Genomic DNA, 22,824 nt, shown 5'->3' on the forward strand with positions numbered 1-22,824 from the left:
GCACCAAATCTACGAGCGCGGTCGCGGCTAAGGCGCTTTGGGCAGCGTCGGAATCTGCACGTCAAAGCTTGGACCGGAAAACCCAATCGCGGCGGCGATCGCAAGAAAGAGCGCGGCCACCAACAGTGCCAACGCCCATCGCGGCGCCGAGGCAAGGCGCGTCGCGATCGAACGCCGCACGACGACGGCCCCAGTCATCATGCTGTGGCTAACGCCCGCGAGCGACCTCGATGGTTCGCCACGCGGCGCGCCACTTGCGCTGGCACTGTTTGGGGGTGGCGCGGTGGTGCGCGGATTGGGGCCCTTGGGCGAGGGCTCATGGCGGCCGCCGTCGGAGCTCGCGGCGTCACCACGGCTACCACCACTGCTCGCTGCGGGCGGCGCAATCAGGATGCCGGTGTCCTCCCCAATTGGGAAGCTCGCACCCGCGGGGATGGGCGGCGGTGCGGAGACGCGGCCCCGCGGCGGCGCCTTGGCGCTATCGGACGGCAACAGCGAGGTGAGCTCGACGCCGGCGAAGGGATTGCCCTCGCGGCGAGGCGGTGGACGGGCGGCAATCAGCGCGGAATCGGTTTGCAGCACCCGGTCGTCGTCATCGTCGCGGTCGGCAAAGGCATAGAGATCCGTCCCCGACTGATGGGCCGCGGTTTTCTCGGGCAAGTCGCCATTGTCATTAAGATCGCGCCATTTGCCCGCCGGCCCGCAAACTACCTCGAGGTGTGGCGCGAGGTCGCTCGCGGACATCATAAAGCCATGGCGATGCGCGACCTTGAGCAAGGCCTCTTGGAATTCCGAGGCGGTCTGAAACCTCGCATCTGGATCGAGGCTGAGCGCCTTGAGCATGAGCTTGTCGAGATCGGCGGGCAGGCCGCTGGCCTTGCGCGAAACCAGCGGAATCGGCTGCGCATACATATCGTCGACGCTCGCGGTGAGCGCGGTGTTGACAAAAAGCTTCTCGCCCGCAAGCATTTCATAGAGACAGACCGCGACCGCATACAGATCGCTGCGGCGGTCGATAGGTGCCGAACGCGCCTGCTCGGGCGACATGTAGCCAATCTTGCCCTTGACGCGATAGAACACGCTGTTGTGCGACGCCGCCTTGGCAATCCCGAAATCCGTGACCTTGACCTCGCCTGAGGCCGACACGAGGATGTTTGACGGCGAGATATCGCGATGAATGATGCCGAGCGGTTTGCCCTCGGGATCGCGCTTGTCGTGGGCATAGGCGAGCGCCGAGAGCACCTCGCGCGCGATTTGTAGCGAGGCGCCTACCGACAGGCGGCTGCGGCGACGCTTGGCCTTTTTAAGCAGCGTGCGCACATCAGCGCCGGCAACGTATTCCATGACGATGAAATATTCGCGGCCGGCGTTTACGAGGTCGATGGTCTGGACAATATTGGCGTGATCAAGCCCCGCGGTGAGCTTGGCCTCTCGCAAAAACAGATCAATAAACTCGGGCTGTTCGGTGTATTCGGGCAGCAATTGCTTTAGCACCACCGGGCGATCAAAGCCGCCGGCGCCGCGCTTGACCCCGCGGTAGATCGCGCCCATGCCGCCTTCGGACAAGAATTCTTGGACCTCGTAGCGGTCTTGGTAGGCGCCGGGCGGCATCACTGGATTGGCCATGAACAGCGGATAATGTACCATCGTTGCGTGGCCGACCGAAGTTTTGCAGGGCCAGGAAATCCCCGCTATCCCGCGGCGGCATGGCACGCGCGCGTCACCGCGCAGAGGGCCAAGGCAAGGCAGGGCGTGGCGCACCTAGCGGAGGTCACGACGAGGGGAGAGGGCGCGCTCGCGGCACAAGCCGAGGTGATGGCGCGGAGGCAAACAACCTGGCTGCAAGCGACGCAGGCGTATAAATCGCGACAAGCCATCGCGACGCGCGCTTGGCAGCTAGCGCTTGCCGCCGTCACGCGCGCGCACGCGGCCGAGGCGATGGCGCAAGCTGAGGCCGGCCGCCGCCTGGCGTCGGCTGAGAGCGCAACGCACCGCGAGCATTTGATCGCCGCGGGACAACGCCTTGCGCGCGCCAACGGCGCGGTGGATGCGGTGGCGGCGAATCGCGAGCAGTGGCAGCAGGCGAGGCTGCGCGCCGCGTCGCGCAAGCAGCAGGATGGTTAATGGGCGGCTCGCGTGGCGCCTCGCCATGCCTGCTACCTATGTAAGCGCGCGGCCGGCACGTCGGGCCGATGTGGTCTCAGGTATGCGCGCCCCAGCGCCTGGGCAAATCTGCGTCACCAGTAGAGTTTTTAAAGCGAGTCGCGTAAGCTCGTAGATGATGCGCCGCATCTCGCTTCGACTCGAACGCGAATCTCAATGGGCCGCGATGTACGACGCACGGCTCAAGCGCGTCCGTGTGCCAAGCCTGGCCCAAACCGGCGAGGCCGTGCAATTTGGCCAGGCGATGCGCCTCGACATTGAATTGGGGACGAGCGGCACCGTGGTCGTTTTGCGCGGGCTTGTGATCGAAGAGGTGACGGAAGAGGCTCCCCTCGATCCCGTCGGCGGCATCGTCCAAGACGGCGCGAGCCCGGATACCGCGCCGCTCGGCATGCCCGCGCCCGCGGGTGGCGATGCGGTCGCCGCGGAGGCCTTGGCGCCCGTCACCTACACGATTCTCGAAATTTCGCCCATCGATCGCGATAAGGTAAGCCACCTCCGCGCGTTTTTGCGTGGCGCCTTGCTCAACCTGCGGCGGCGGCGGCGTGTGATGGTTAGGTTGCCGGTGGTATTTCGCGGCATCGACGGGCTGGTCGAAACGTTCTCGCGAGATATCAGCGAAGAGGGCATGTTCGTGTATTCGCAGAGCCTGTTGCCGGAAAAAACCAAGCTCCAGCTGCAAGTACGGTTTCCGGACGGCGGCGAGGCCATCCTCGACGCCTTCGTGGTCTACGTGGTGCGGCCAGAACGCGAGGCTCAACCGGGCATGGGCCTCCGCTTCGAACTCACGACGCCAGCCGCGAGCGAGGTGTTGCCGACGCAGATTGCATGCGTCGAAAAGGCCCTGCACGAAGGCAGCCTTGCCGACGAATACTACTGAGAAAAGGCGTCCGCGCCCGAGCCGACGGGTCGCGGCCGCCGAGGCGTCGGCGTTTGTGTGGCGCAAGGGCGTGCAGCTCGCGGACACCGCGCTTTGGTGCGACGCGCGGCGCGCGCAGGCGATCTGTTTTCTCTCCCATGCGAGCGTGGGCCGCCAACCTGCGCACCAACAGCTCATCGCGACGCCGACGACCTTGGCCTTGCTTGGTGGCGCTGAGGTGCTGGGCGATGGGCACCTCGCGGTGCCGTATCGAAAACGATTCACGCTCGGCACCCTGCAGCTAGAGCTGGTGCCTAACGGTCATGGGTTTGGTACCGCGGCGCTGTATGCGACCGCGCCGACGCGCCGCGCGCTCTATCTCGGACGACCACGCGCAACGCCAAATTGGTGGGGCGAGGAGGCGGAGATACGGCCTGTCGACGCCTTGTGCCTCGATGTTGGCGAAGGGCTGGCGGAGGTGGCCTCGCCGCCGATTGGCGCGTGCTTGGCGAATTTGGCGCAGGCGATCGCAGATAGCGCCGCGCACGAGGTCGTCGTCGTGTGTGCCACGTTGCTGATCGCGTACGAGGTGGCAAATGGCTTGAGCGCGCTCGGGATGACGGTGGTTATGCCCAAGGCGTTGCGGCGGTCGGGCTTGACGTTGGCAACGCCTGGCACGGTGACGGGCGCGCAGCCCCAAGTCGCAATGGCGTTGGCCTCACGCGCCCAGGCGCACGACAAGCGCCCGAGGTTTCATGTGGGCCCAGGGACCGGCCATGGCGCTGCGCCTTGGCGCTGGACCGAGGCCCTAACCCGCGATGAACTCGTCGCGATGGTCGAGCGCGCGCGTCCGCGCGAGTTGTATTTAACCGGCGCGGGCGCCATGGCGGCACATGCGACCGTTGGCCTGTTGGGCGCGAGGTCGTCGACGGTGCTTGCGCCGCCGTGGCAGATGAGCCTACGTTTGTAAGCCATGGCGCGTTATGTAAGAGTCGCCAATCGGCGCGCCGAGGGCGCGCTGGGCCTGGCGTGGCGCGTGCCGCTCTGCTTGCTCATCTGGCTGTCGTGGGCGGCGCCGCTGGGGAGCGCGGCGGTCGCCATCGCGTGGCTGCGCGGGCAGGCACGAGAGCTGCCCCAGCCGCCCGATTTGGCGAGGTGGGTGGCGCAGGCGCCACAGACGTCGCACCTGCGCGCGCGCGACGGGACCGAGCTGATGGAGCTGCCATTTGATGTCGCGGGGGAGATTGGCTTTCGCACAGTAGTCCGTTATTCGGACATTCCAACCAGCCTGCGCGATGCGCTATTGGCCGCCGAAGATCAGCGCTTCTTTAGCCATCGCGGCGCTGACTTCACCGCGATTGCGCGCGCGGGGTGGGACAACTATCAGGCCCAGCGCGTGGTCTCGGGGGCCTCAACGATCACGCAGCAAGTGGCTCGCAATCTAATCCCCGAGCTCGGGCGCGAGCGCAGCCTAGCGCGCAAGGTCAAAGAAATCTTGATGGCGCGGCGCCTCGAGCGCGTTGCGAGCAAGGAGACCATCTTCGCCGTGTATGCCAACTACGTGTTTCTCGGCGCGCGCTCGTATGGCGTCGCGGCGGCGGCGCGAACCTATTTCAACAAGCCCCTCGCGGCGCTCAGCGTGACCGATGCGGCGCTCCTGGCGGGGTTGGTGCAAGCGCCAAGTCGGCTCGATCCGACGCAGCATCCCGCCGCCGCGCTGGCGAGGCGCAACGAGGTCCTGCGGCGCATGGCCGAGCTTGGTACGCTGCCGTCGGACGCACTCATGGCGCTGCAGGCGGCGCCGCTGGGGCTGCGGTTGGTGCCGCGAGCGGCGGGCGAGGCGGCCCCATGGGCGAGCGAGCTTGCGCGCAAGTGGCTCATGGCAAATCACGCCGAGGCGGTGGCTCGCGGCGGGCTGGTGGCCATTGTTTCGGTTTCGCCTGCACGCGAACTTGTCGCGCAACAGACGGTCGTGCAGTACATGCGCGGCCTCGCTGCGGCGTCTCGCCAACCCGATCAGGCCGACCCGCCGCAGGCCGCGGCGTTGGCGTGGAATCTCACGACCGGCTATGTCGAAGCGCAAATTGGTGGCACCAATTTTTCTGCCAGCGAATTCGATCGGACCTCGATGGCGTGTCGCCAACCGGGCAGCGCGTGGAAAACGGTTACCTATGCGGCGGCGCTCGAGCGCGGCGCGATCACCCCCGCGACGCCGCTGCGCGACGCGCCGATTACGTCGTATGACGCCGATGCCCAGCAGGCGTGGAAGCCGGCCTCGGGCTCGACGTATCGCGGCGTGGCGCTGGCACGCGACGCGTTCGCGTGGTCGCTTAATGCGCCCGCGATCGACGTCTTTGACCGCGTCGGCGGCCAAGTCATTATTGACTACGCGCGGCACTGGGGCCTAACCAGCGAGATTTCGCCCTTGCGCCCGATGGCGCTCGGCGCGTCGTGCGTGCGCATGCACGAGCTGCTCGCGGTCTACGCCGCCATCGCACGCGATGGCGCCCGCTTTACCCCGAGCCTGGTAGTTGAGGTCAGCCGTGGTGACGAGCGCCTCCACGACGTTACCTCGGCCTTTGACCCGTGGACGCCCATCTCGCGGCGCTTGGACGCCTTGGCGCAGCCGCCATCGCGGGCCCAGGTGATGTCGCCCCAGACGGCCTTTCTCATGCGAAGCCTATTGATTGCGGTAGCGGCCCACGGCACCGCCGCCGCGGTGCCCCATCACGGCGCGGTCTTCGCGGGCAAGACCGGCACCACCAACGACAACACCGATGCGTGGTTTCTCGGCTTTACCCAGCGTGAGGCGAGCGGCGTATGGATTGGCTACGACGATGCCGCGCAAACGTTGGCGGCGAGGCAGGACGGCGCTCATGCCGCCTTGCCGCTTTGGCTGCGCCTGGCTGCGTGGTCGCCCCCGGCGGCGTCGCGCGATGCCATTTTGGGGGCATCGCCGCCTGGCGTCGCACGCTACCGCATCGATCCCGAGACCGGGTTGTTAGCCGGGGCGGGCGTGATAGGTCGCGAGGTGTGGTTGTTGGGGCTCACCGCGCCCACGGAAACCTCCGATGGCGTTGGCGCGCTCGGGGTAGATGGCGCGCGCACGTCGACGGAGTTTTAGGGGCGCTACGGCACGAAGAGCGAGTCGCCGGCGAGCAAAAATAAGTTCATGTCGGGTCGGTCGCCGGTCGCGAGCAAGTCGTAGACGAGCGGAATATTGCGCACCTTGCCAGACTTGGCGTCGCGCCGCATCAACGTCATCTTGTTGCGATCGGCAAAACGCGTAAAGCCCCCCGCGAGCGCGACCGCCTCGGCGACGGTAACGTACTGCGCCGATGTGAAAATCCCAGGCCGCACAACCTCGCCGGAAATCGTGAAGCGATAGCTGTTGACCTCGCGCACCGAAACGGTGATCTCTGTGCCCTCGAGCTTGACGTAGTCTACGAGGCGCTTCTGGATGGTGGTCTTGAGCGACGACGGCGTCTCGCCGCTGGCCACCAAATCGCCAATTAACGGCATGGTGATCGTGCCATCGGGCCGCACGGTGGCATCGGTGGTGAGCGCCGAATTCTCCCACACATTGATGTAGACTTGGTCGCCTACGCCCAGCACGTATTCGGCGCGCCGCGGATCGGGCTCTTTATCATACGGATAGTCAGGCGCTCGTGGCTTGCCACAGCTGGCGAGCACGACCATCGCGACAAACAGGCTCATCCAAGTCGAGCGCGAGACACGTGGGTTGCGTTGCATGCCGCCATAGTAGCCCAATCTCGCGTGATCAGGCCCGGTGGTGCGGGCTAAATACCGTTGCGCGTGGAGCGCATCGACTCGAGCGCAATGCGGTGGAAATTGGAACAACCCACCGTGGGATCGCAGCCGACGCCGTTGGCGGCGGCGCCGCCAGGGCCGAACTGCAGGATATCCGAAGCCGTGGCGCCCGCTGGCAGCTTCTCCGCATTCTCGAGCCACGAGACCTCGACTCGAATTTTAAAGGTCGAGTTGGGCGGATCGCCGATGATCAAGGTCATGCCCTGATAGATCGCCTGAATCACGAACGTCGTGTTGCGGCCATCTCGCAGCGAGGGCGTTGAAAAGGGCCCGGTTGAACCCAACGACGTCGCGGGCGCGGTGCGAATCTCCTCCATGACCGACTTGGTGAAGGCGACCGCTTCCGAGCTCTGGGCCGCGGTGGCGTTGCCGCGCGTGATGGCGACGTTGAGCGAGAGCAGGCCGGCCAGCGCCACCATCGTGAGCGCCAGCGTGACCAGGATCTCGATCAGCGTGAAACCGTCTTGGCGGTGGTTGCGCAGCGAAGCGAGCGATACGGTCATAAATGCGCTTTCTAATTGTTGGGGGTAAAGGTCGCGAAGCTGCCGCCGAGGTCGACGTTGCTCATGCAGCCATTGCTGCCGGCGCCGAGTTCACTCATGCCACGCTGCGCGTAATTGGGGCAATCGGCAACGGCGCCGGTTCCCGAGGGATTGCCAACCTCCCATTCGATGCGGGCCGTGGCGTTGTTGGGGCCAAACCCGGTCGACCGGATCACGACGCGACCGTCAGAGTCGGTGCCGAGAAAGCCACCGACCGTGGCGTCCCACACCGCCTGCGGGTCGGTTTGATTGTTAAGCACCAAGACCTCATAGCGCGCCTGTTGATCGGCGGCAAAATAGCTGTTGCAATCAGAGTCGCCGTCTTCGGCGCAGGCTGGTTGATTGTTTGAAGGAATTGAGTCAATGAGGCTATCGCGCGCCGTGCCAAACCACACCTGCCAATGGTCCGTATCCGAGTAGTTTGAGTGCAAGACCGACATCGCCGCGACGGCGCCCGATTCCGCGGCATAGAGCGCGATGACTTTGGCGCGATCCGTACCGGTTGATGCGATATTGCTCTGGACAGACATGGCAGCGATGCCGGCGACGCCGATCAGCGAGGCCACCACAATCACCGCGATGACGATGATATTGCCGCGTTGCGACGCCAGCTTATCGTCGCTGTGAGAAGGTTGATCTATGTGACGAAAAAAAGCCATTAAGCCCCCGATACCGTTTTATTTTCGCACGGATTCGGCGGCCGCGTCACGACCAAACGTTGTGCTCCACGGGGCCTACATCGCCTACAGGTAGGGCGACGTCGCCGTCGCATGTGGCGCTTATTTAATCGCCTTGATGGGGTTTCCGTCGACATCAAGCTCGACAAAGGCGCGCTTGCCCAGGGCGCCGGTCTTGGCCGCATGCAACAACGCAGCCCGCAGGGTAACTGGCTGGCCATTCATTTCCCACGCGACACCCGTGCCCTCGACACGCCGCTTCATGAGCGCGTCGCCGTCGCCAACCACCAAAACGACCGCGGCCCCGGGTTTGAGGTGGGTCTTGGCGGCCTTGGCCACGCTGGCGGCGGTGAGGCTACGCAGCGTCTCAGCATACGATTTATAGGTATCGAGCGGCAAGCCAAAATAGACGAGGGTGCTGTACATGCCGAGCGCCGAACGCCCGGTTTCAAAGCGACCGGGAAAGCCATAAATTTCGCTCGACAGCTCGCGGGTCAATTCGTCAGCCTTAATGGGCGCCTTGCCCGACACAAAGCCGGTGAGCTCGTTTTGGAGCTCGACGAGGCTCTGATACGTCGCATCGGCGCGCACCGAGGCACCCGCCGTGAAGCGGCCGAGTCCTCGCCAATACGTAAATGCCCCGCGCGCGCCGTAGGCATAGCCCTTATCCTCGCGCAGGTTCATGTTGATGCGACTAGAAAACGAACCGCCAAAAATCGACGCCGCAATGCTGGTGGCGGCATAATCTTTGGCCTGTCGACGAGGCCCGAGATGGCTAAATGAAACCTGCGATTGCGCCGCGCCCGGGACGTGCACGAAATAGATGGTGCCAGTTGGCATGGCCGCGGGCTTGGCGACAGGAAGCTTGGGCGCGCTGCCCGCAAAGGCCGCCATGCGTTCATCGCCAAAAGCGCTGCGAACCTGCGCCTCGGTTAAGTCGCCGACGACAAAGAGGCGCGCGCCCGCAGGCTTTAACCATGTCTGATGAAAGGCGACGCAGTCTTCGGGCGTGATGGCGGCGATCGAGGCTTCCGTGGAAAAGGCCGCCAATGGGTTTTGCGGGCCGATGATGAGGCCCGCCCCAATTCGTGCCGCGATGCGATCAGGCGCGCCCTTGCTCTGCTTGATGCTCTCCTTGGCGCGGGTGAGGAGCCGCGCCATATCGGCGCTGGCAAAGGCTGGATTTTGCAACGCATCGGCAAACAGCTCAAAGCCCGCGTCAAAACGCGTGCTCAAGATGTCGAGCGATAGCCCCATCGTTTCGCGGCCGGCGTAGCCGCCAATTTGCGCCGCGATGTCCGCGACGGCCTCGCTAAACGCCAGCGTATCGCGCGTCTTGGTGCCTTCGGTCAAGGCCTGCATGCAGATGCCGGCCAGACCGCGCTTCGCCGCGGGCTCGGCGAGGCTGCCGCCATCAAATTCCAAATCGATCGAGATCAGCGGCAGGTTATGCTGCTCGATAAGGTAGACGTTCATCCCATTGCTTAGGCGGAACGTATTCATCGCGGGCAGCTGAAACGGCCGCTCGGCCGAGGCACCGGGCTGTGACTTGCGAAAGGGCTCGTCGGGAAATGCGAGTTCTTGGGGGGCTGGTGGCACATATGCCGCCTCGCCTGGCGTGGGCGCGGCGCCGTCGGGGCGCGAAGCAGTGGTGGTCATGGTGTTGGTTCCGTTGCCGTGTTTGCAGCCCGCGGTGCCCGCGAGCATGGCCGCGCCGATAAGCAGGCTGCGAACCGCGTAAGATGGATGCGACATGGTTAGTTGGCTCCTGGAGAGGTAATGACGGTGAGGCGGGTGGCGTCGGTGAGATAGGCCGCGGCCGTGGCGCGGATGCCTTCGACGGTGGCGTCCTGGTAGCGCGCCAGATCGCGGGCAAAGCCGTCGGGCGTGCCTAGCATTTGGTTATAGCCTTGCAGTGCCTCGGCACGGCCGAGAAACGATTGCAGGCGGGTCGCATTGACCATTTCGAGGGTCGCCAGGGTGCGCGCACGCTCGCGCGCGGCGATTGGCTCATTCCGCACGCGCTCGATTTCTTCATCGATAATAGCCATCGCCTTTTTGGCGTCGGCGCCGCCGGCCAATTGCACGTTGACAACAAAGACGCTCGAGTGCCGCATGCTTTGTTGGTAGGCGACGACGCTCGTGGCGAGCTTGCTCTCGACGACGAGGCGGCGATACAGCCGGCCCGTTCCGGCTTGCGCCAAGGTGTCGGCGAGAATATCGAGCTCGGCGTCGCCTGGCTCAAACCTGGCAGGCGTGTGCCATGCATAGCGAATATCGACTTGCTTGGCCAAGGCATCCGAGAGCTCAACGGTTTGGGCGGCTTGCTTAGGGATGGCCCGCTTGTGGCGGGTGGGCTTCTCGCTGCGTGGAAACGAGCCAAACCATTTTTCAATGAGCGCCTTGGCGACAGCCGGTTCGAAGTCTCCAGCGAGCACGAGCGTGGCGTTTGAGGGTACGTACCACGCCTTAAAAAAGCCGACGACGTCGGCGAGCGAGGCGCCTTCTAGATCTTCGTGGCGTCCAATGGTCATGAATTTGTGCGGATGGTCGGCGTCATAGAGCGCCGCATAGGTCGCCAGCAGCGTCTTGCCGTACGGCTGGTTATCGTAGCGTTGGCGCCGCTCGTTGCGCACGACATCGACCTGATTGCGAAAGCTGGTTTCGCTGAGCATTGGCAACAGGTACGCCATGCGGTCGCTTTCGAGCCATAGCGCGGTTTCGAGTTGATTAGACGGCACAATCTCGTAGTAGTTGGTGCGATCGGTGTTGGTTGAGCCGTTGACCGAGCGTGGCCCTGCACCGGCGTTTGAGAGCACCTCGAAGTGACGATCGGCGCCAACGTGAGTCGAACCCTGAAACAACATGTGCTCGAACAAGTGGGCAAACCCGCTCTTGCCGACGACTTCGTCACCTGATCCAACGTGGTACCAAACGTCGACCGTGACCAGCGGCATCGAGCTGTCGGGCGCCAAGATGACCTCGAGGCCGTTGGCAAGCATATACTTTTCGTGGGGGATGTTTGGCGCCTTGGGCGCCGCCGTCGCCCTTGGCGCGTCGGCGGTGGCGCTAGCGGCCAAGCAGAGTAGCGCGCCGCTTAAGGCGATGAGGGTCGTGGCGACAGCGCGCCTGGCTTTAGAAGATGTGGTGCAAATCATGGTTTCTCCAGCAAACTGCAATGCGCGGAGCATATAGATCTGCGGCCAAAATAGGCACGCCGACGGTGCGATTTCGGAGCCAAACCGCTAGTGAATCGAGCGCCCGCTCGACGGCAGGGCAGGTGCCGGCAGCGTCACGTTTAGCTGGTGCGCGCCAATCTGCATGGTGGCGTCATCGACGCGCTCCATCCACACGAGAATTTGCTTTTGGCCGTGTTCGTCGGCGACCACCAGCACCCGCTCAACCTGCGCCAACGTTGCATCGCCAAACATGGTGGCGAGGTCCTCGCCAAACGACGGCCAGAAGGCCGGCAACGCGGTCGAACTCAGAGACATGCCCACCATCGATTCAATTCGCCCTAAGACAAAGATGGAAAATGCGTCATTGGCGGCGGAGATCGTGCCGTTTGCGCCCACCATAGCCAGGGGCAGCCGACAGCGGCGGAAGCCACGCGACGTCAGGTCGAGCTGATCGACGGGGCTGACTTCGATCGCGCCGCGGCTGACGCGTGGCTGGCGCGCGCGAAGGCCCATCATGTCCATGGCCGTCTTGAGTTCGTATTGAAACTGGGCGCAATCGTGGTGGCGATCCGTTGGCTTCTTGGCGAGCGCGTGCAGGATGAGCCGATCGAGCGCGGGGTCGACGCCGGCAACGAGGGTCGACGGCGCCGCGGGTGGGCGCTCGAGATGACCGCGCAAGATTTCTTCGACGCTGCCTTCCCATGGCACCCGGCCGCAGATCAGCTCGTAGAGCAAGATGCCAAGCGAATAGACATCGCTGGCAGGGGTTGGCTGTTCGCCGCGAATCCGTTCGGGCGCGATGTATTGCGGCGTGCCCGATAACGGTCCATCAGATTTGCCGCTTAAGCGGCGCGCCAAGCCAAAATCGAGCAGCTTGGCGACGCGTTGTCTGCGCCGCTGCGTCGTCACCTCGGTGATCAAGATGTTTTCGGTTTTGATGTCGCAGTGCACGATATCGCGCTGATGAATATGATGGAGGGCATCGGCGACTTGCATGACGATGTCGCAGGCAAAGCGGATCGAAAGCCGTTTCTCGCGATGCAGCATGCGGTGCAGCGGCTCGCCGTCGACGAGCTCCATCACCATGTACATGCCCATGTCAGGGTCGTCGCCGAAGTCAACGACGTGCGCGATGTTGAGATGCGAGAAGCTGCTGGCGATCTTCGCCTCGCGAAAGAACATGTCGCGCGCCCCGGGGGTGCCGGCGACTTGCTCCATCATGATCTTAAGCGCGAACTCGTTTTCTAAGTGTTGGTGGCGCACGCGATAGACGCGCCCCATGCCGCCCTGCGCGATGCGTTCGAGCACCACGTATTTGCCGCCGATGATGCGTTGCTTGGACTGGGTATGCAGCGGGGGCAACGCGGTGCCAGAGCCCTCCGCAACCATCTGCGGGCCGAAGTCAAACTCGCGTTCGTCGGCGTGTGGGTCGGCGACGGCCTCGAGCGCCGGTGGCTCGGCCTCGATCGTCACCTCGCCAGGAGGCGCGTCGTTCGCGTTTGCTGGACGGTTGTCGCTCACCAATGACAATCATATCGGCAACGACGCGGTGGGCGAAACCTATTTCCAGCCTAGATTCAAATCTACATGCGCGGTGATGTGGGCGAACGCGTTCAGCGAGCCACGTCCGACTGAGCGCGTCATTCGCGTAAGCCGTCGAATTTGCCTACTAACGGATCGCCTTGTACTTAAATCGCGTCGGCTTGTCGGCATCGGCACCCATGCGGCGGCGGCGATCGGCTTCGTAGTCTTGGAAGTTACCTTCGAACCATTCGATGTGGCTGTCGCCCTCAAACGCCAAGATGTGCGTCGCGATGCGATCGAGAAACCACCGGTCGTGGCTGATGACCACCGCACAACCGGGAAACTGCAACAGGCCATCTTCGAGCGCGCGCAAGGTGTCGACGTCGAGGTCGTTGGAAGGTTCGTCGAGGAGCAAGACGTTGCCGGCGGTGCGGATCATCTTCGCGAGGTGGACGCGATTGCGCTCGCCGCCCGAGAGCTGGCCAACCAATTTTTGTTGGTCGCCACCGCGAAAGTTAAAGCTCGACACATAGGCGCGCGAGTTGATGCTGCGCTCGCCGAGAATCATGTTGTCGAGGCCGTCGGAGATTTCTTCCCATACGTTTTTATCGGCCGAGAGCGAATCGCGGCTTTGGTCGACGTAGCCAAGCTTGACCGATTCGCCAACCTTGAGCGTGCCTTTGTCGGGTTTTTCGACGCCCATAATCATGCGAAACAACGTCGTCTTGCCGGCGCCGTTGGGGCCAATCACGCCGACGATGCCGCCTCGCGGCAGCTTGAAGTTGAGGTTGTCGATGAGCAAACGTTCGCCGAACGATTTGCTGACGCCCTCGGCGATGACGACGTCGTTGCCCAGGCGCGGCCCAGGTGGAATGTAGATTTCCAAGGTTGGGTCGCGCTTGTCGTTTTGCGATTCGCTGACCATTTCATCGTAGCGCGAGAGGCGGGCCTTGCTCTTGGCGTGACGCGCCTTGGCGGACGAGCGCACCCACTCGAGCTCGCGGAGCAGCATGCGTTGGCGCGCGGATTCTTGTTTCTCTTCGTCGGCCAGGCGCTTGGCCTTGTGCTCGAGCCAGGTCGAGTAGTTGCCCTCGAACGGATGGCCCTCACCTCGGTCGAGCTCCAAGATCCATTTGGCGACGTTGTCGAGAAAGTAGCGGTCGTGCGTGATGGCCACCACGGTGCCTGGAAAATCTTCCAGCGTCTTTTCGAGCCATTGCACCGATTCGGCGTCCAAATGGTTCGTCGGTTCGTCGAGCAGCAGCATGTCGGGCTTGGAGAGGAGCAGGCGCGCCAACGCGACTCGGCGGCGCTCACCACCCGAGAGCTTGGTGACGTCGGCGTCGCCATCGGGGCAGCGCAGCGCGTCCATGGCGAGCTCGACCGTGTGGTCGAGGTCCCACAGATTTTGCGCTTCGATCTGATCTTGCAGGCGCGACTGCTCGTCCATCACTTTTTGCATCTGCGCGTCGGTTAGGTCGTCGCCCAGCTTGGCAGTAACCTCTTCGAACTTGGCGAGCAGCGCGCGTTGCACCGCAACGCCTTCGTCGACATTCTCGCGCACGGTCTTGTTTGGATCGAGCTGCGGCTCTTGCGGCAGGTAGCCAATCTTGACGCCGTCGGCCGCCCACGCCTCGCCGGTAAAATCCTTGTCGACGCCCGCCATGATGCGCAGCAGCGTTGACTTACCCGCGCCGTTGTTGCCGAGCACGCCGATTTTGGCGCCGGGATAAAACGAGAGCCAGATACCTTTGAGGATCTCGCGCTTCGGTGGCACCACCTTGCGCAGATCTTTCATGACATAGACGAATTGTTGCGCCATTTGCGCGGAGTCTACTCATTGCGCGCGGGTTTGGAAGCGCAAGCGGCTAATTGCGCGCTGACGACGACACAGTAGCAGAATGTTCAATATAAACAATACGTTGAGATCGAAGCGCAGACTGGCAGCGTCGCACCGGATCACGATGAAGCGGCAGGGCGGTGGGGCATATATCTTCCTGCTCGCGGATCGGGTGCCGTAGGAGCAATGTGGCGCGGCGGCTGGCAGGCGGGTGCACATATCTTCCTGCTCGCGGATAGCGGCCCTCCGGAGCATTACGAGACCGCTGTGGTATCCACATCCTTCGGTGCTACCAACACCGAAGTGCAATCTACGCTCGCGGAAGAGACGTGCACCCACCGCCGCGCCGCCGCTTGCAGTGCTCCTTCATTTCAGCGTGGTTGCGATGCGTCAGCTAAACGCGTTCTGAGGGCTCGAGCGGCGCACGCCCTCTCGTGTTAGGCTCTGGGCGGTGGACGAGGTAGGGCGCTACTACGAGGAGTTGGCGCCCACGTACGATGCCAGTCGCTTTGGCAACAGCTATGGCGCTTTCATCGATCGCCGTGAGCGGACCATTCTAACCGCTTGGCTGCAAGGCGTGCCCGCTGCTGCCACGCTTGATGCGGGCTGTGGCACGGGCCGCATGTTGAGCTTGGCACAGCATGGGGTTGATGGCAGCGCTAACATGATCGACGTCGCGCGCCAAAAATGGCCCGATCGAGAGCTAGTGGTTTCAGAACTGCGGCGGCTGCCATATGCCGACGCAACGTTTGACGCGGTGATTTGCTTGCATGTGTTTATGCATTTACCGCGGCCGGAGGTCGCTGCGTGCGTCCGCGAATTTCGCCGCGTCATAAGACCAGGCGGCACCATTATCTTTGATGTGCCGGCGGCCGAGCGGCGGGCGATGACTGGGCGTCGCCGCGCGAGTTGGCACGGCAGCACGTCGTATGCCTTAAGCAAACTACGAGCGTTGGCGGCAGGCTTGGACGTTGCCGAGGTACAGGGCTTGCTGGCACTTCCGGTGCATCGCCTACCCTCGCGGTGGCGCGGGGCGTTGGTGGCCGTCGACGCGTGGTTGGGTGCTGTCGCGCCGCGGTTGGCAAGCTACTATCTCGTTAAGTGCCAGAAGCCTTTTGCGCCTCACGCCGCGCTATCTTTATGATCGCTCCGAGCGACTTCATTTCGGCGCTGCGCAAGGTCGGGCACGTGCTTCCGGCCGAGGGCCGCGCCTATGTGCGGCACGCGCAACGCCGCCTGCGCGACGAGTTCGCCGGGACTAAATTTGCTTCGCGCGCCGCGGCCACGAGGTGGCGCGAGGGCCTGACCTTGCAGCATGCACTCGCGCAGCCGCTTTATACAACGCCAAATCCCGAGCGCAAAATTCACAATATTGCGGTCGCCGCGCGCGCGGTTACAAGCATAAGCATCGCGCCGGGCGAGACATTTTCGTTTTGGCGCGCCGTCGGCAGGGCGACCGCGCGCCGCGGCTACCTGCGCAGCCGCAACTTAGTTGGCGGCGAACTGCGGCAAGAGCTTGGCGGAGGCATTTGTCAGCTCTCCGGCCTGCTTTATCATGTAGGCCTTACGCTGGGGTTAGGCATCGTTGAGCGCCATGCGCATAGCGTGGACCTGTATCAAGACGACAATCGCTTCACTCCGCTCGGCGCCGATGCCGCCGTGGTGTTTGGCTACAAAGATTTGCGGTTGCTAAACACAACCGAGGCGAATCTCGTGTTTGATGTGCGCTGCGAGGGACACGCGTTGATTGCGCGCGCCTTGGCAGATCGCGCGTTGTTGCCTACCCACATCGAATTTGTGCGAACGCGTGACGGCAGCGCCACGCGGGTGGTGGAAACGCGGCAACGCAGCGGCGAGGCCTGGCGCGTTATCGCGTGCGACGAATATCGCGTTGGCGTCTGAGTGCCAAGCCGAGGAGCGCCAAGACCGGCCACAGCAAGCCGGGCGCGTCGGTGGTGCCGCAACCACAGCCGGTGTTTTTTAGGTCTACATCGTCTGGAGGGGGCGGCGGTGGAGGAGGGGGCGGCGGCGGCTCAGCCGGCTCGTCGCACGCATCGCCGATGCCGTCGTCGTCGGTATCGAGCTGATCGTCATTGGCGTCCTGCGGACAGTTGTCGCCGCTGTCGGCGACGCCGTCTTCATCGCCATCCGCAACGCAGACGGTGGGCGCATTGGCGTCGCAGATCCAGCCGGCTTCGAGCGCGCAGGCCGTTGAACAGCCGTCGTTGTTGTCGGCGTTGCCATCATCGCAGGCCTCGTCGCCGTCGAGCGCGCCATTGCCGCAAAGCAGGGCGCAGGTGCTAGGCGTGCCAGCGCAGCCCCAGCCGGCTTCGATGGCGCACGTGGCCGAGCAGCCGTCGCCATCATCAATATCGCCATCGTCGCAGGCCTCGCCCGCGTCGAGCGCGCTGTTGCTGCACAACAGCGAACAGACGCTCGGGTTACCGTTGCACGCCCATCCGCTCTCAATCGCGCAAACGTCTGAGCAGCCGTCGCCTGATACTTCGAAGCCGTCGTCGCAATCTTCGTTGACGTGCTTGTTGCCGTTGGCGCACTGGCAGGCCGAGTTGGTGATGACGCGCACCACCACCGAGGAGGCGTTGGCGGGCGCCAAGCACATGGTAAATGAGGTGGCCGCAACATTGATGTGCTCGAAGAAGATGGAGCCACCGACGCCTGCGCTCGTGATATCGCCGCCCGTCGCGATGCTGACGGGTTGGAGCGAAGCGCTCGGGTGCGGATTAGCGACCGCCAAGAAGCTGGCCTGCGGCACCTGCACGGCATTTGAGTACACGCTGAGCGTTTCGCCCGGATCGACGCCGACGACTTCGAGGTCAAAGCGAATAACGGTTTGGTCGTAGGTCAGCGTGAAGCATGCGGGTGCGCCGCCGCCGCCCGGCGTTTGCAGTTGATAGCCCGTCACGCCGCTCTCGGTGACCACCGTCGGCGTGGTGCTGAGCGTAACGCCGCACATGTCGCCGTAAGTCCCGTCGACGGGCACAAAGAAGTTGGCGCAGATGACCTGCGCATGGGCGGTTTGTGGCGCGCCTACGAGCAGCACCGCGCCCAGCAAGATCCAAGGTCGAATCGCCCAGGCGGCGCCGCGGCATAGTCGCTGGAAGGTGGAACCGTGCGTCGAGGACATCAAGCCATCCTACGCTAATTGTCGAAAACAGACACCTCGTGCGCTGGGGATCGCCGGCCAGCCGCCGCGTCAAACCAATTCTGGCAGCTCCGCCGGCGCTGCCTCGTCCAGCAACTCTAGGCCAACATCTTGGCCCGAGATGCCCTCGATGGAGCCCTTGATGCCGGCCATATTAATAAGGGCCTTGGCCAGCTGCTTTTCCCGCGCCTTCCACAGTTTTTCCATGGCATCGCGCTCTTTTTGAATGCTGCCCTGCATGGCGGCGAAGGCCTCGCGGATCGCCTTCCACTGTTCGGCAAACTCGTTGCCCGTGAGATACTCATAAAGCATCAGCGTCTTGTGGCCGCGATTTTCTTGGCTCTTCTGCACCGCCGCGACGCGCAACAGGCCTTCGCGCAGCACGTGGGTGAGCGCGCCCACCTCGGCAAATGTGCACACCCACACGCCCTCCTTTTCGCCAAAGCGCTCGACGCCCTTGGGTAACGTCTGCGTCACGAGCACGGCGACATCGGCGCCGCACGCGCGCATGTCGGTCTTGAGTTTTTCGATCCAGTCGCCGGCAAAGGCTGCCGTCCGCTTGCTCTCGAAAATAATTGTGCCGCAAGGTTGGCCCTGGCGATTGCGAACCGTCTGCACGCAGTCGGCGCCGCGCACGCCCTTGCCGACCTCGGCGATTTCGTCATGCACAAAGGTGGCGCGCAAGAGCTCTTCGAGCGCGACCTCCATGACCTCGCCTTGGCGTTGGGTGAGCCCCTGTTCGGCCTTGCGCTGCATCTCATCTGCGAGCGCCTTTTGCTGTTCGAGCTTGGAGGCCATTTCCTTAAGGCGTAGATCCCACTCGGATTCCTTGAGCTTGGCTTTTTCGCCTTCTTCTTGGCGGATTTTCTCGGCGAGCTTGGCGCGCTCTTCACTGAGCGTGCGCTGCAGCTGGAGCTCGAGCTCGGCCTCTTTTGACGTCAGCGCTTCGACTTTTTTGAGAAACTCAAGTTCGCGTGCTTGCGCGGCTTTGAGCTTGGCGGCGCTATCCGCGCTGGTTTGCGTGAGCAGGCCGAGCTTGACCTCATATTCGTCTTTTAGACGCGTGGCGACCGCGGCCTCGAGCGCGGCCGCCCCCTCAGCCTTGGCCTTGGCAAACTTCGCCTCTAGCGCAGCCTGCGCATCGGCGGCTTGCTTGACCAGCACCGCCTCGCGCGCCGCAAATTCTGCTTCGCGCGCCTTGCGCTCGTCGGCTAAGCGCGCCGCGTGCTCGCCGCGCACCTGCTTTTCCAGCTCGCTGCGCACCGCATCGGTGAGCTCGAACGCGTGCTGGCAGTTGGGGCAGGTAATGTTAGGCATGGCGCGTCAGTCTAACGCGCGCCCCTGTCACTTGGCGGCGGTAGGTGCCGCATAGCTGATAGCCGTGGTCTTGCCGGTTAACCCCTCGGGTTCGACGTCGGCGCTCCAATTGATTGAGGCTTCGACCATGGAAAAACCAAGGGCGCGTTCGATGCATAGCGAAAATTCGTAGGCACTCTCCTCGGTAAATAACTTTACGGGAAAACACGCCTTGGCGTCGCTTGGCGCGGGCTTGACCAGCACTTGCGAAACGGCATCGCCGTCCGGTTTAAGGTCCATGGTGATCGCGGTCTCGAGGGTTTCCGCCCCGGAGACGAGCTGCAGGCCCTTTTCGCTCGCGATCCAGAAGCCACCCGGCAGCGGCCATGCGCCAAGCATCGCGCCGTTCGTCGCCTTGGGCTGCCAGGTGTGCGGTGAGCAGCTGATCGTGGCGCCAATTTTGCCCGGTCGCTGGGCCACCGCTTCGACGATGCACGTATTGCTGAGCGCGTTGGCTTCTTTTTTGAAGCTAGGGCCCTTCTGAATCTCATCGCCGCGGGTCAGCTGGACGCGGCTCTTGATGGTCCAGGTCGCGCCTTTCACAAAAAGCGTTTCGTATGGGCGTCCCGCAATGAACGAGGCGTCGCTTGATGAGGGCGCCGCGGCGAGAGGCTTGGCTTCGCCGAGCGCTTCGCCCATCTTTTTGTAGCTGTTAAACTCGACATCGAAGTCGCCATTGCAATCCCACGCCGCACCAACGCTGGGAGGTGAGACGAGCGCGTATCGGATTTCGCCGTCGCTAACGCGGGTCAAGGTGGCGAAGCCTTCCACGGTGCTATTGCCTTGATGGTCGCTGTTTTCGCATTGATATTTAAATTTCAGCGCTTGGGGGGTGGAAGCGGCAAGCGTTAGCCATGTCGCGCGCTCCGCTTGTGCCTTGCGGAGCTGCGATTCGCTGCTCCCGCTATCGGTCTGCCATTGGTTGACCGCGTAGTTTGTACCTGACTTAGAAATCTCGATCCAAAATTCAGTCCCGTTGGGCTCCTGGGTCATTTTAAAGCGCCCCGTGGGAAACTCGGTCGCTGCGATAGGTGCGGCCGCGGTCGTCGCGGGTGTCGGGGCAGCGTTCGCTGGAGCGGAAGGCGGTTCGGTTTTGGAGCTAGATGACTGCTTGCACCCTCCGGCGAGGGCTGACGTTGCGATGAGGAGGGCGACGCTGTGTAAAGTTCGATGCCTACGTTGCATGGCGGGGTTCGCTTTCTTCGTTGGTGTGGCGGAGCGGCGGGCCACCGTGGTTATGATCGAAGCCCTTGGCTTGCAACGAAAAACATCAACGAGGGCGAACAATTAAGCGGTGGGTAACGTTCAGTCTTGGTGACGATGGTGCCAGCGACTTACGTCGCCGTGGTGACCGGAAATTTAAGCCCGTAGCGATGCATGGTCTGCACGAAATCGGCGGGTAGCGCGCTGCTCAAGTCGACGCGCAGGCCGGTCACCGGATGCACAAAGCCAAGCGACGCCGCATGCAGCATGAGGCGCGGCGCCTGATATTCGGTGTGTTCGTGCTTGCGCCAATTGCGGATGTAAACCTCTTCGCCGAGCAAGGGATGGCCGTCCTCGGAGAGATGGATGCGAATCTGGTGCGTCTTGCCGGTTTCGAGCCGCACCGAGCACAGCGACACATCCTGGTTGTGATCGAGCACGGTGACGTGCGTGACGGCGCGCTTGCCCTGATTGAGATGCCGCGTCGAGCCGCGGATGCCGTCGCCGCGATCCGCGACGAGGTAGCTCTCAATGCGCTTGCTGCCCGCCATGCCGTGCACCAGGCAAAGGTAATGCCGCGAAATGGAGTGATCTCGAAATTGCGTGCCCAGCCCGAGCTCGGCGCGCTTAGACTTGGCAAACGCGAGCAGGCCCGAGGTCGCCTTGTCGATGCGATGCACGACGTGCAACGGAATCTCCGTGGCGCCCTTGCCACCGCGTCGCCAAGCGGCGCGGATCATGTCCATCGCCGTGTTGCCCTCGCGATGGTCGTACGGCACGCTCGAGATGCCGCTCGGCTTGTCGATGACGACGACGTGCGCATCATCATACGCGAGCACGGCCTCGCGCGAGAGGTCGATGGGCCTGGGCGCGCCCAGGTTCAGCTCGATCATGTTGCCCGCATGGAGTAAAAACCCCGGATCGACCACGACGCGGCCGTTGACGGCCAGCTTGCCGCCTTCGATCCATCGTTTGACCTGCGTCCACGCCTGATCCGTGTGTTTACGCACCTCAGCCGCCAAACGCGTAGGCGTCGTGCATTGCCACGAGGTTTTGTGGGAAGTGTCATACCAAGCCGTGTCCGTGCAGTGCGCCATACCGTACCACGGGCCCTGGCACCCCGAACGGGGTGATAATTAATTGCGCCTCCCAGGCAACTTTGTGATGCTGCGCGCATGCGAGCGTTTGCCAGCCTGGTCGCGTTTCTCCTCTTGGCATGCGCCGAGGGTTCGGCGGTAGCGCCGACGCCCGATGCCGACCCGACGCCAACCCCCAGCCCGGTCGATTGCGGCGACCTTACGTGTGACGCCATTTACGTCGATGGAACGGCCGGCGACGATGCCGCGGCCGGCACTAAGGTGGCACCCAAAAAGACCATCGGCGCCGGCATCGCGGCCGCCGCAGCTACCCCGACGACGCGCGCGGTGTTTGTGCGCGCCGGCATCTATGCGGAGTCGATCGCGATGGCCAGTGGCGTCGCGGTGCATGGCGGGTTTGACGCCGCGTGGGCGCGTCCCGAAAATGCCGCCATCGCCACCGAAATTCGCGGCGGCCTGATTGCGGTGATCTTCAATAATCTGTCAGCAAAAACCGTGCTCGATCGCGTGGTCGTTAAGAGCGCGGATGCGGAGTACGCCGGCCAAAGTTCGATAGGCATCGTGTTGCTCGGCAGCAGCGACGTGCAATTGCGCGATGTCGACGTGCTGGCGGGACGGGGCGCGGATGGCGCGGTAGGCGGCGCCGGCACGGTTGGCGCAAGCGGCAGCGCGGGCGGCATTGGTCGGCCTGGTTGTGAACAGGACGCAGGTCTATTTTGCTCAGGTTGTGCGCGACCAACGGGTGGCTCGAGCGGATATTCATCATGCAGCCGCAGTGGTGGCGTCGGAGGACGACCAGGCCAAGGTGGCGGCGCCGCAGATCCTGGCGGAATCGGCAGCATCGGCACCGCGGGTGGTTTTGGCGGTTATGGCGGCGGCGGCGGTCATGGTGGCAGCGGTGGCATCGGCAGCGCGGGCACGCTTGGCGTGGCGGGCGCCGGCGGTGGCGCGCTCGGCACATTTACGCTGGCCGCTTATATCGGTGCCAAGGGTGGCGATGGCGTGATCGGCGGCCATGGCAATGGTGGCGGTGGCGGTGGTGGTGGTGGTGGCGGCAACGACTCGTGCAACAGCTACGGCTCATCGGGCGGCGGCGGTGGCGGCGGCGGTTGCGGGGGTGCGGGCGGCAAAGGTGGTGGCGGCGCCGGTGGTTCGTTCGCCGTCATCTCATATGACAGCAATCTGTTGTTGACCTCATCGCGGCTCACCGCGGGTGGTGGCGGCACCGGTGGGCCGGGCGGCGTCGGCGGCAATGGCGGTAACGGCGGCAATGGCGGCGCGGGTGGCCCGTACGGCGGTTCCGGCGAACAAGACGACGGCGGCAATGGCGCTGCCGGGGGGCGTGGTGGTGGTGGTGGTCGTGGCGGCCAAGGTGGCGGGGGTGGCGGTG

At 63.7% G+C, this 22,824-nt stretch carries 18 protein-coding genes and 1 pseudogene; 7 read left to right on the forward strand and 12 right to left on the reverse strand.

The features are described from left to right. Window positions 1-27: 27 nt before the first annotated feature. Window positions 28-1,626 (reverse strand): protein kinase, encoded by a 1,599-nt coding sequence (locus tag IPL79_19460; GenBank protein ID MBK9073153.1) that lies wholly within the window; start codon window positions 1,624-1,626, stop codon window positions 28-30. A gap of 27 nt (window positions 1,627-1,653) precedes the next feature. Here IPL79_19460 and IPL79_19465 point away from each other — a divergent pair, with 27 nt between their 5' ends. From IPL79_19465 to IPL79_19480, 4 genes are all read left to right on the forward strand, one after another. Continuing rightward, window positions 1,654-2,124: a hypothetical protein gene (locus IPL79_19465; protein MBK9073154.1), complete on the forward strand. Its 471-nt coding sequence runs from the start codon at window positions 1,654-1,656 to the stop codon at window positions 2,122-2,124. Between the two features lie 154 nt (window positions 2,125-2,278). After that, window positions 2,279-3,043, forward strand: coding sequence for a PilZ domain-containing protein (locus IPL79_19470; GenBank protein ID MBK9073155.1), 765 nt, complete (start codon window positions 2,279-2,281; stop codon window positions 3,041-3,043). Window positions 3,044-3,098: 55 nt separating this feature from the next. Beyond that, on the forward strand, window positions 3,099-3,992 hold the full coding sequence (locus IPL79_19475) for a hypothetical protein (GenBank protein ID MBK9073156.1): 894 nt from the start codon (window positions 3,099-3,101) through the stop codon (window positions 3,990-3,992). A 3-nt stretch (window positions 3,993-3,995) separates the two neighbouring features. Continuing rightward, window positions 3,996-6,146 (forward strand): transglycosylase domain-containing protein, encoded by a 2,151-nt coding sequence (locus tag IPL79_19480; GenBank protein ID MBK9073157.1) that lies wholly within the window; start codon window positions 3,996-3,998, stop codon window positions 6,144-6,146. Window positions 6,147-6,151: 5 nt separating this feature from the next. Here the strand turns inward: IPL79_19480 and IPL79_19485 are convergent, their stop codons facing one another. The 7 genes from IPL79_19485 to ettA form a co-directional block, all read right to left on the reverse strand. Beyond that, window positions 6,152-6,775, reverse strand: coding sequence for a polysaccharide biosynthesis/export family protein (locus tag IPL79_19485; protein MBK9073158.1), 624 nt, complete (start codon window positions 6,773-6,775; stop codon window positions 6,152-6,154). Window positions 6,776-6,822: 47 nt separating this feature from the next. Next, entirely contained in the window at window positions 6,823-7,356 is a 534-nt protein-coding gene (locus tag IPL79_19490) for a prepilin-type N-terminal cleavage/methylation domain-containing protein (GenBank protein ID MBK9073159.1), read from the reverse strand. Between the two features lie 11 nt (window positions 7,357-7,367). Beyond that, window positions 7,368-8,054, reverse strand: coding sequence for a hypothetical protein (locus IPL79_19495; GenBank protein ID MBK9073160.1), 687 nt, complete (start codon window positions 8,052-8,054; stop codon window positions 7,368-7,370). 120 nt (window positions 8,055-8,174) lie between these two features. Continuing rightward, entirely contained in the window at window positions 8,175-9,827 is a 1,653-nt protein-coding gene (locus tag IPL79_19500) for an insulinase family protein (GenBank protein MBK9073161.1), read from the reverse strand. A 2-nt stretch (window positions 9,828-9,829) separates the two neighbouring features. Continuing rightward, the gene (locus IPL79_19505) at window positions 9,830-11,152 is read right to left on the reverse strand and encodes an insulinase family protein (GenBank protein ID MBK9073162.1); all 1,323 of its coding nucleotides are present in this window, start codon (window positions 11,150-11,152) and stop codon (window positions 9,830-9,832) included. 165 nt (window positions 11,153-11,317) lie between these two features. After that, window positions 11,318-12,772: a serine/threonine protein kinase gene (locus tag IPL79_19510; protein MBK9073163.1), complete on the reverse strand. Its 1,455-nt coding sequence runs from the start codon at window positions 12,770-12,772 to the stop codon at window positions 11,318-11,320. A gap of 148 nt (window positions 12,773-12,920) precedes the next feature. Then, window positions 12,921-14,597: an energy-dependent translational throttle protein EttA gene (gene ettA / locus IPL79_19515; GenBank protein ID MBK9073164.1), complete on the reverse strand. Its 1,677-nt coding sequence runs from the start codon at window positions 14,595-14,597 to the stop codon at window positions 12,921-12,923. Window positions 14,598-15,066: 469 nt separating this feature from the next. Between ettA and IPL79_19520 the strand changes: the two genes are divergently transcribed. Together IPL79_19520 and IPL79_19525 are read left to right on the forward strand one after the other, a co-directional pair. Next, the gene (locus IPL79_19520; GenBank protein ID MBK9073165.1) at window positions 15,067-15,759 is read left to right on the forward strand and encodes a class I SAM-dependent methyltransferase; all 693 of its coding nucleotides are present in this window, start codon (window positions 15,067-15,069) and stop codon (window positions 15,757-15,759) included. After that, window positions 15,756-16,517: a VanW family protein gene (locus IPL79_19525; GenBank protein ID MBK9073166.1), complete on the forward strand. Its 762-nt coding sequence runs from the start codon at window positions 15,756-15,758 to the stop codon at window positions 16,515-16,517. Before IPL79_19520 ends, IPL79_19525 begins: the two co-directional genes overlap by 4 nt. Here IPL79_19525 and IPL79_19530 read toward each other — a convergent pair. The 4 genes from IPL79_19530 to IPL79_19545 form a co-directional block, all read right to left on the reverse strand. Next, window positions 16,483-17,760, reverse strand: a complete 1,278-nt coding sequence (locus tag IPL79_19530) for a DUF4215 domain-containing protein (protein ID MBK9073167.1) — start codon at window positions 17,758-17,760, stop codon at window positions 16,483-16,485. The two genes, IPL79_19525 and IPL79_19530, sit on opposite strands and share 35 nt — an antisense overlap. Before the next feature lie 69 nt (window positions 17,761-17,829). Beyond that, window positions 17,830-19,095, reverse strand: coding sequence for a DUF2130 domain-containing protein (locus IPL79_19535; GenBank protein MBK9073168.1), 1,266 nt, complete (start codon window positions 19,093-19,095; stop codon window positions 17,830-17,832). A 27-nt stretch (window positions 19,096-19,122) separates the two neighbouring features. After that, window positions 19,123-20,127, reverse strand: coding sequence for a hypothetical protein (locus IPL79_19540; GenBank protein ID MBK9073169.1), 1,005 nt, complete (start codon window positions 20,125-20,127; stop codon window positions 19,123-19,125). A gap of 341 nt (window positions 20,128-20,468) precedes the next feature. Then, window positions 20,469-21,347 carry an RluA family pseudouridine synthase gene (locus IPL79_19545; GenBank protein MBK9073170.1) on the reverse strand — a complete coding sequence of 293 codons (879 nt, stop codon included), beginning with the start codon at window positions 21,345-21,347 and terminating at the stop codon, window positions 20,469-20,471. Window positions 21,348-22,598: 1,251 nt separating this feature from the next. Here IPL79_19545 and IPL79_19550 point away from each other — a divergent pair. Next, window positions 22,599-22,799, forward strand: a pseudogene (locus tag IPL79_19550) (hypothetical protein). The last annotated feature ends 25 nt before the right edge of the window (window positions 22,800-22,824 follow it).

This window comes from Myxococcales bacterium, from assembly GCA_016716835.1.
Taxonomy (GTDB): domain Bacteria; phylum Myxococcota_A; class Polyangia; order Haliangiales; family Haliangiaceae; genus JADJUW01.

What these genes read in the sequence shown, in the direction of transcription:
- IPL79_19460 (MBK9073153.1), bottom strand. Translation starts at nt 1,626, where the DNA reads ATGGCCAATCCAGTGATGCCGCCCGGCGCCTACCAAGACCGCTACGAG.
- IPL79_19470 (MBK9073155.1), top strand. Translation starts at nt 2,279, where the DNA reads ATGATGCGCCGCATCTCGCTTCGACTCGAACGCGAATCTCAATGGGCC.
- IPL79_19480 (MBK9073157.1), top strand. Translation starts at nt 3,996, where the DNA reads ATGGCGCGTTATGTAAGAGTCGCCAATCGGCGCGCCGAGGGCGCGCTG.
- IPL79_19485 (MBK9073158.1), bottom strand. Translation starts at nt 6,775, where the DNA reads ATGCAACGCAACCCACGTGTCTCGCGCTCGACTTGGATGAGCCTGTTT.
- IPL79_19490 (MBK9073159.1), bottom strand. Translation starts at nt 7,356, where the DNA reads ATGACCGTATCGCTCGCTTCGCTGCGCAACCACCGCCAAGACGGTTTC.
- IPL79_19495 (MBK9073160.1), bottom strand. Translation starts at nt 8,054, where the DNA reads ATGGCTTTTTTTCGTCACATAGATCAACCTTCTCACAGCGACGATAAG.
- IPL79_19500 (MBK9073161.1), bottom strand. Translation starts at nt 9,827, where the DNA reads ATGTCGCATCCATCTTACGCGGTTCGCAGCCTGCTTATCGGCGCGGCC.
- ettA (MBK9073164.1), bottom strand. Translation starts at nt 14,597, where the DNA reads ATGGCGCAACAATTCGTCTATGTCATGAAAGATCTGCGCAAGGTGGTG.
- IPL79_19525 (MBK9073166.1), top strand. Translation starts at nt 15,756, where the DNA reads ATGATCGCTCCGAGCGACTTCATTTCGGCGCTGCGCAAGGTCGGGCAC.
- IPL79_19530 (MBK9073167.1), bottom strand. Translation starts at nt 17,760, where the DNA reads ATGTCCTCGACGCACGGTTCCACCTTCCAGCGACTATGCCGCGGCGCC.
- IPL79_19535 (MBK9073168.1), bottom strand. Translation starts at nt 19,095, where the DNA reads ATGCCTAACATTACCTGCCCCAACTGCCAGCACGCGTTCGAGCTCACC.
- IPL79_19540 (MBK9073169.1), bottom strand. Translation starts at nt 20,127, where the DNA reads ATGACCCAGGAGCCCAACGGGACTGAATTTTGGATCGAGATTTCTAAG.